The following is an 8,070-nucleotide window of genomic DNA, read 5'->3' on the forward strand; positions in this document are numbered from 1 at the left end:
CAAGCTACTTTGTGTTAAACTAAAAGCATGAAACATGATTTTAACCACAAAGCAGAAACTTTCGATTCCCCTAAAAATATTTTCCTTGCAAACTTGGTTTGTCAAGCAGTCGAGAAGCAGCTTAATCTTCTATCAGACAAAGAAATTTTGGATTTCGGTGGAGGGACGGGGCTATTAGCCTTGCCTCTGGCAAAACAAGCCAAATCTGTAATATTGGTGGATATTTCAGAGAAAATGCTGGAGCAAGCTCGTTTGAAAGCGGAGCGACAAGAAATCAAGAATATCCAGTTTTTGGAGCAAGATTTATTGAAAAATCCCTTAGAGCAAGAGTTTGATCTCATTGTTGTTTGTCGGGTTCTTCATCATATGCCTGATTTGGATGCGGCTCTCTCACTGTTTCATCAACATCTGAGAGAAAACGGACAACTTTTACTTGCTGATTTTACCAAGACAGAAGCTAACCATCATGGATTTGAATTGGCTGAACTGGAAACCAAGCTAATTCAGCACGGTTTTTCATCTGTGTATAGTCAGATTCTCTATAGTGCTGAAGACCTGTTTCAAGGAAATTACTCAGAACTCTTTTTAACAGTAGCCCAAAAATCACTCGCCTAGTCAGGGAGTGATTTTTCTATAAGGATGGAAAAAAGAAGGGAAATTTGATAAGATAGGAATATGGATTTTGAAAAAATTGAACAAGCTTATACGTATTTACTAGAGAATGTCCAAGTCATCCAAAGTGATTTGGCGACCAACTTTTATGACGCTTTGGTGGAGCAAAACAGCATCTATCTGGATGGTGAGACTGAGCTAGAGCAGGTCAAAGGGAACAATCAAGCTCTTAAGCGTTTAGCGCTTCGCAAAGAAGAATGGCTCAAGACCTACCAGTTTCTCTTGATGAAGGCTGGGCAGACAGAGCCCCTACAGGCCAATCACCAGTTTACGCCAGATGCCATTGCTTTGCTTTTGGTGTTTATTGTGGAAGAGTTGTTTAAAGAGGAGGAAATTACGATCCTCGAAATGGGTTCTGGGATGGGAATTCTAGGCGCTACTTTCTTGACCTCGCTTGATAAAAAGGTGGATTACTTGGGAATGGAAGTGGATGATTTGCTGATTGATTTGGCAGCTAGTATGGCAGATGTAATTGGTTTGCAGGCTGGCTTTGTCCAAGGAGATGCCGTTCGTCCACAAATGCTCAAAGAAAGCGACGTGGTCATCAGCGACTTGCCTGTCGGCTATTATCCTGATGATGCCGTTGCGTCGCGCCATCAAGTTGCTTCTAGCCAAGAACATACCTACGCCCATCACTTGCTCGTGGAACAAGGACTTAAGTACCTTAAATCAGATGGCTACGCTATTTTTCTCGCTCCGAGTGATTTGTTGACCAGTCCTCAAAGTGATTTGTTGAAAGGTTGGTTGAAAGAAGAAGCAAGTCTGGTAGCCATGATTAGTTTGCCTGAAAATCTCTTTGCCAGTGCTAAACAATCCAAGACAATTTTTATCTTACAGAAGAAAAGTGAAACAGCAGTAGAGCCTTTTGTTTATCCACTTGCTAGCTTGCAAGATGCAAGTGTTTTAATGAAATTTAAAGAAAATTTTCAAAAATGGACTCAAGGTACTGAAATATAAAATAGATTTTGTTATAATAGATGAAAACGCTTAAAAAGGGGTATCGTGTTATGACAAAAACAATTGCAATCAATGCAGGAAGTTCAAGTTTAAAATGGCAATTATACTTAATGCCAGAAGAAAAAGTATTGGCGAAAGGTTTGATTGAACGTATCGGTTTGAAAGATTCAATTTCAACTGTAAAATTTGACGGCCGTTCTGAACAACAAATTTTGGATATCGAAAATCACACACAAGCTGTTAAAATTTTATTGGATGACTTGATTCGTTTCGATATTATCAAGGCTTATGACGAGATTACAGGTGTTGGACACCGTGTTGTTGCTGGTGGAGAATATTTCAAAGAATCAACAGTCGTTGAGGGAGATGTTTTAGAAAAAGTTGAAGAGTTGAGCTTGTTGGCTCCTCTCCACAATCCAGCTAATGCAGCAGGTGTTCGTGCCTTCAAGGAATTATTGCCAGACATCACCAGTGTAGTTGTTTTTGATACTTCATTCCACACAACTATGCCAGAGAAAGCTTATCGCTACCCTCTACCAACAAAATATTACACAGAAAACAAGGTTCGTAAATATGGTGCCCACGGTACAAGTCACCAGTTTGTAGCAGGAGAAGCCGCAAAACTTTTGGGACGTCCATTAGAAGACTTGAAATTGATTACTTGCCACATCGGTAATGGTGCTTCTATTACAGCTGTTAAGGGTGGTCAATCTGTCGATACTTCAATGGGATTCACTCCACTTGGTGGTGTGATGATGGGAACTCGTACAGGGGATATTGACCCAGCTATCATTCCTTATTTAATGCAATATACAGAGGACTTTAACACGCCTGAGGATATTAGTCACGTCCTTAATCGTGAATCAGGGCTTATGGGTGTTTCAGGCAAATCTAGTGATATGCGCGATGTGATTGCTGCTATGGAAGAAGGGGACCACGATGCCACTTTAGCCTATGAAATGTATGTTGACCGTATCCAAAAACATATCGGTCAATACCTTGCAGTCTTAAATGGAGCAGATGCTATTATCTTTACTGCAGGTATCGGTGAAAATGCTGCAAACGTACGTGAAGATGTTATCTCAGGTATCTCTTGGTTCGGATGTGATGTTGATCCAGAGAAGAATGTCTTTGGTGTGACAGGAGACATCTCAACAGATGCAGCTAAAATCCGTGTATTGGTTATTCCAACAGATGAAGAGCTAGTTATTGCCCGTGACGTTGAACGTTTGAAAAAATAAGTAAAACTAGAAAAAAATATTTAGTACAAGGAGTTGGGAAAGAGATTTTTCCAGCTTCTTTTTCTGATGGGAATGTCCAAAACCTTGCTATGATTGGCTTTTTTGAAAAATATGGTATAATAGTAGTAATTTAATAGATGGAGTTGAGTTTTGAAGAAAAACTTTCGTGTAAAAAGAGAGAAAGATTTTAAGGCGATTTTCAAGGAGGGGACAAGTTTTGCCAATCGCAAGTTTGTTGTCTACCAATTAGAAAATCAGAAAAACCATTTTCGAGTAGGTCTATCAGTTAGCAAAAAACTGGGGAATGCCGTCACTAGAAATCAAATTAAGCGACGGATTCGGCATATTATCCAGAATGCAAAAGGGAGTCTGGTAGAAGATGTCGATTTTGTTGTCATTGCTCGAAAAGGGGTTGAAACCTTGGGATACGCAGAGATGGAGAAAAATCTACTCCACGTATTAAAATTATCAAAGATTTACCAGGAAGGAAATGGGAGTGAAAAAGAAACTACAGTTGACTAGTTTGCTAGGACTGTCTCTATTTATCATGACAGCCTGTGCAACAAATGGGACAACTAGCGATATTACAGCCGAATCGGCTGATTTTTGGAGTAAATTTGTTTACTTCTTTGCGGAAATCATTCGCTTTTTATCGTTTGATATCAGTATCGGAGTGGGGATTATTCTCTTTACGGTCTTGATTCGTACAGTTCTCTTGCCGGTCTTTCAAGTGCAAATGGTGGCTTCTAGAAAAATGCAGGAAGCTCAACCACGCATTAAGGCGCTTCGAGAACAATATCCAGGTCGAGATATGGAAAGCAGAACCAAGCTAGAGCAAGAAATGCGTAAAGTCTTTAAAGAAATGGGTGTCAGACAGTCAGATTCTCTTTGGCCGATTTTGATTCAGATGCCGGTTATCTTGGCCTTGTTCCAAGCTCTATCAAGAGTTGACTTTTTAAAGACAGGTCATTTCTTATGGATTAACCTTGGTGGTGTGGATACAACCCTTGTTCTTCCGATTTTAGCAGCAGTATTCACCTTTTTAAGTACTTGGCTGTCCAACAAAGCCTTGTCTGAGCGTAATGGAGCTACGACTGCGATGATGTACGGTATTCCGGTCTTGATTTTTATCTTTGCAGTTTATGCGCCAGGTGGAGTCGCCCTATACTGGACAGTGTCTAATGCTTATCAAGTCTTGCAAACCTATTTCTTGAACAATCCATTTAAGATTATCGCAGAGCGCGAGGCGGTAGTTCAGGCACAGAAAGATTTGGAAAATAGAAAAAGAAAAGCCAAGAAAAAGGCTCAGAAAACGAAATAATAAGGAGGAATCTGGTAATGGTAGTATTTACAGGTTCAACTGTTGAAGAAGCAATCCAGAAAGGATTGAAAGAATTAGATATTCCAAGAATGAAGGCTCATATCAAAGTCATTTCTCGTGAGAAAAAAGGATTTCTTGGCTTATTTGGTAAAAAACCAGCCCAAGTGGATATCGATGCTATTAGTGAAACGACAGTTGTAAAAGCAAACCAACAAGCTGTAAAGGGAGTTCCAAAGCAAATTAATGATTTGAATGAGCCTGTTAAAACAGTCAGTGAAGCAACGGTTGATTTGGGGCATGTTGTAGAAGCAATTAAAAAGATTGAAGAGGGAGGCCAAGGTATTTCTGATGAAGTCAAGGCTGAAATCTTAAAACATGAAAGACATGCCAGCACTATCTTAGAAGAAACTGGTCACATTGAGATTTTAAATGAATTACAACTTGAAGAAACTGCTCTCGAAGAAGTAGAAACACCTATTATTGAAAGCCAAACTGAGCAAACTGAAAGTCAAGAACTAGAAGACTTGGGCTTGAAGGTTGAACCGAGCTTTGATATTGAACAAGTAGCTACGGAAGTAACGACTTATGTTCAAACGATTATTGATGACATGGATGTTGAAGCTACACTTTCAAATGACTATAACCGTCGTAGCATCAATTTGCAAATTGATACTAACGAACCAGGTCGTATTATCGGCTACCATGGTAAAGTTTTGAAGGCCTTGCAATTGTTGGCACAAAATTATCTTTACAACCGCTATTCAAGAACCTTCTGTATCACTATTAATGTCAATGATTATGTTGAACACCGTGCAGAAGTCTTGCAGACCTATGCGCAAAAATTGGCGACTCGTGTTTTAGAAGAAGGACGTAGTCATCAGACAGATCCAATGTCGAATAGCGAACGCAAGATTATCCATCGTATTATTTCACGTATGGATGGCGTGACCAGTTACTCTGAAGGTGACGAGCCCAATCGCTATGTCGTTGTAGATACAGAATAAGTAAAATCAGGGTTCTCCTGATTTTTTGCTAGCTGGAGGAGATTAAATTAATGTTGAATAAGATAAGAGACTATCTAGACTTTGCTGGTTTGCAGTATCGTAATCCGGATAAGTCTGTAGATGAGCAAGAGAAGATGCTGGAATTGCGCCACAAAGGTCAAGAGGCACGAAAGGCTTTTACAGAACTGGCTAAAGCCTTTCAAGCAAGCCATCCAGAATGGCAACTCCAACAGACTAGCCAGTGGATGAATCAGGCGCAACGTTTACGACCACATTTTTGGGTTTATCTACAGAGAGACGGACAAGTGACAGAACCTATGATGGCTCTTCGTTTGTATGGAAGCTCTTCTGATTTTGGAGTTTCACTTGAAGTTAGTTTTATCGAACGTAAGAAGGATGAGCAAACCTTGGAGCAACAAGCCAAGGTCCTAGAAGTTCCACCAGTAGAAGGTGTTTATTATCTAGCCTACTCTGATGGCCAAAGTCAACGGTGGGAGGCGAACGAAGAAAATCGTCAAATTTTAAGAAATAAACTATCCAATCAGGAAGTCCGAAAAGTGTTAGTTAAGGCAGATGTTTCTTTTATTGAAAATCAATCATTAGAAGTGATTTTAGAAAAATTAGAAGGTGCTTATGAACGCTTACTTCCCTACTATCAGGCGACTAGGGGATAGCAAATAGAATACTGATTTACGTCGAATTGTTTAATTGCTATTCTATGTATTTTTTCATATAATAGTAAAATAGAATGTGTGATCCAATAATCACCTCAAATAGAAAGGAAATTCTATGTCAAATCTATCTGTTAATGCAATTCGTTTCCTAGGTATTGACGCTATCAACAAAGCCAACTCAGGTCACCCAGGTGTTGTTATGGGAGCGGCTCCGATGGCTTACAGCCTCTTTACAAAACAACTTCGTATCAATCCATCTCAACCAAACTGGATTAACCGCGACCGTTTTATTCTTTCAGCAGGTCATGGTTCAATGCTTCTTTATGCCCTTCTTCACCTTTCTGGTTTTGAGGATGTCAGCATGGATGAGATTAAGGGCTTCCGTCAATGGGGTTCAAAAACACCTGGTCACCCAGAATTTGGCCATACAGCAGGTATTGATGCTACGACAGGTCCTCTAGGACAAGGGATTTCAACTGCCACTGGTTTTGCCCAGGCAGAACGTTTCTTGGCAGCCAAATATAACCGCGAAGGCTACAATATCTTTGACCACTATACTTATGTTATCTGTGGAGACGGAGACTTGATGGAAGGTGTCTCAAGCGAGGCAGCTTCGTACGCAGGTCTGCAAAAACTAGACAAGTTGGTTGTTCTTTATGATTCAAATGACATCAACTTGGATGGTGAGACAAAGGATTCCTTTACAGAAAGTGTTCGTGACCGTTACAATGCCTACGGTTGGCATACTGCCTTGGTTGAAGATGGAACAGACTTGAAAGCAATCCATGCTGCTATCGAAACAGCTAAAGCTTCAGGTAAACCATCTTTGATTGAAGTGAAGACTGTTATTGGATACGGTTCTCCAAACAAACAGGGAACTAATGCCGTACACGGTGCTCCTCTTGGAGCAGATGAAACTGCAGCTACTCGTCAAGCTCTCGGTTGGGACTACGAGCCGTTTGAAATCCCAGAACAAGTATATGCTGATTTCAAAGAACATGTTGCAGACCGTGGCGCATTAGCTTATCAAACTTGGACAAAATTAGTTGCTGATTATAAAGAAGCTCACCCAGAATTGGCTGCAGAAGTAGAAGCCATTATTGATGGACGCGATCCAGTTGAAGTGACTCCAGCAGACTTCCCAGCATTAGAAAATGGCTTCTCTCAAGCAACTCGTAATTCAAGTCAGGATGCCTTGAATGTTGTGGCAGCTAAGTTACCAACCTTCCTAGGTGGATCAGCTGACCTAGCTCACTCAAACATGACTTATATCAAGACTGACGGACTTCAAGACGATGCTAATCGTTTGAACCGTAACATCCAGTTTGGTGTTCGTGAATTTGCCATGGGAACGATCTTGAACGGGATGGCCCTTCACGGTGGACTTCGTGTATACGGTGGTACTTTCTTCGTCTTCTCTGACTATGTGAAGGCAGCTGTCCGCTTGTCAGCCTTACAAGGACTTCCTGTGACTTATGTCTTTACCCACGATTCTATTGCAGTTGGGGAAGACGGTCCGACTCACGAACCAGTTGAGCACTTGGCAGGTCTTCGTGCTATGCCAAATCTAAATGTTTTCCGCCCAGCAGATGCGCGAGAAACTCAAGCAGCTTGGTACCTTGCAGTGACAAGTGAGAAAACACCAACTGCCCTTGTCTTGACACGTCAAAACTTGACTGTTGAAGAGGGAACAGACTTCGACAAGGTTGCTAAAGGTGCCTATGTTGTCTATGAAAATGCAGCAGACTTTGATACCATCTTGATTGCGACAGGTTCAGAGGTTAATCTTGCTGTCTCAGCTGCCAAAGAATTGGCTAGTCAAGGCGCAAAAGTCCGCGTAGTCAGCATGCCATCTACAGATGTCTTTGATAAACAAGATGCAGCATACAAGGAAGAAATTCTTCCAAATGCAGTTCGCCGTCGTGTTGCAGTCGAAATGGGTGCAACTCAAAACTGGTACAAATATGTTGGTCTAGATGGTGCTGTTCTTGGTATTGATACCTTCGGAGCCTCTGCACCAGCACCAAAAGTATTGGCAGAATATGGCTTTACAGTTGAAAATCTTGTAAAAGTCGTTCAAAACTTGAAATAATTCTAAAAATCAGGGCGCAAGCTCTGGTTTTTTCGGCTCTTTGTCAACTGTAGTGGGTTGATGAAAAGCTAAGCTCGAGAAAGGACAAATTTCGTCCTTTCTTTTTTGA

At 40.9% G+C, this 8,070-nt stretch carries 8 protein-coding genes; all 8 read left to right on the forward strand.

Going from position 1 to position 8,070, the window contains the following annotated elements; genetic code table 11:
- The first annotated feature begins 27 nt into the window (after positions 1-27).
- The 8 genes from N8L33_RS09210 (at position 28) to tkt (ending at position 7,961) form a co-directional block, all read left to right on the forward strand.
- Positions 28-615, forward strand: a complete 588-nt coding sequence (locus N8L33_RS09210; protein ID WP_261059675.1) for a class I SAM-dependent methyltransferase — start codon at positions 28-30, stop codon at positions 613-615.
- A 60-nt stretch (positions 616-675) separates the two neighbouring features.
- Positions 676-1,629: a class I SAM-dependent methyltransferase gene (locus N8L33_RS09215; RefSeq protein WP_261059676.1), complete on the forward strand. Its 954-nt coding sequence runs from the start codon at positions 676-678 to the stop codon at positions 1,627-1,629.
- A 50-nt stretch (positions 1,630-1,679) separates the two neighbouring features.
- Entirely contained in the window at positions 1,680-2,870 is a 1,191-nt protein-coding gene (locus N8L33_RS09220) for an acetate kinase (protein WP_077804620.1), read from the forward strand.
- Positions 2,871-3,020: 150 nt separating this feature from the next.
- Positions 3,021-3,392: a ribonuclease P protein component gene (gene rnpA / locus N8L33_RS09225; RefSeq protein ID WP_000739245.1), complete on the forward strand. Its 372-nt coding sequence runs from the start codon at positions 3,021-3,023 to the stop codon at positions 3,390-3,392.
- Complete coding sequence (locus N8L33_RS09230) at positions 3,367-4,191, forward strand: membrane protein insertase YidC (RefSeq protein ID WP_261059677.1); 825 nt, start codon at positions 3,367-3,369, stop codon at positions 4,189-4,191. Before rnpA ends, N8L33_RS09230 begins: the two co-directional genes overlap by 26 nt.
- Before the next feature lie 17 nt (positions 4,192-4,208).
- Positions 4,209-5,195, forward strand: coding sequence for an RNA-binding cell elongation regulator Jag/EloR (gene jag / locus N8L33_RS09235; RefSeq protein ID WP_261059678.1), 987 nt, complete (start codon positions 4,209-4,211; stop codon positions 5,193-5,195).
- A 50-nt stretch (positions 5,196-5,245) separates the two neighbouring features.
- Positions 5,246-5,869 (forward strand): ribonuclease P, encoded by a 624-nt coding sequence (locus tag N8L33_RS09240; protein ID WP_261059679.1) that lies wholly within the window; start codon positions 5,246-5,248, stop codon positions 5,867-5,869.
- A gap of 115 nt (positions 5,870-5,984) precedes the next feature.
- Complete coding sequence (gene tkt / locus N8L33_RS09245) at positions 5,985-7,961, forward strand: transketolase (RefSeq protein ID WP_261059680.1); 1,977 nt, start codon at positions 5,985-5,987, stop codon at positions 7,959-7,961.
- The last annotated feature ends 109 nt before the right edge of the window (positions 7,962-8,070 follow it).

Source organism: Streptococcus mitis, assembly GCF_946188695.1.
GTDB lineage: Bacteria > Bacillota > Bacilli > Lactobacillales > Streptococcaceae > Streptococcus > Streptococcus mitis_DF.

What these genes read in the sequence shown, in the direction of transcription:
- N8L33_RS09210 (WP_261059675.1), top strand. Translation starts at nt 28, where the DNA reads ATGAAACATGATTTTAACCACAAAGCAGAAACTTTCGATTCCCCTAAA.
- N8L33_RS09215 (WP_261059676.1), top strand. Translation starts at nt 676, where the DNA reads ATGGATTTTGAAAAAATTGAACAAGCTTATACGTATTTACTAGAGAAT.
- N8L33_RS09220 (WP_077804620.1), top strand. Translation starts at nt 1,680, where the DNA reads ATGACAAAAACAATTGCAATCAATGCAGGAAGTTCAAGTTTAAAATGG.
- jag (WP_261059678.1), top strand. Translation starts at nt 4,209, where the DNA reads ATGGTAGTATTTACAGGTTCAACTGTTGAAGAAGCAATCCAGAAAGGA.
- N8L33_RS09240 (WP_261059679.1), top strand. Translation starts at nt 5,246, where the DNA reads ATGTTGAATAAGATAAGAGACTATCTAGACTTTGCTGGTTTGCAGTAT.
- tkt (WP_261059680.1), top strand. Translation starts at nt 5,985, where the DNA reads ATGTCAAATCTATCTGTTAATGCAATTCGTTTCCTAGGTATTGACGCT.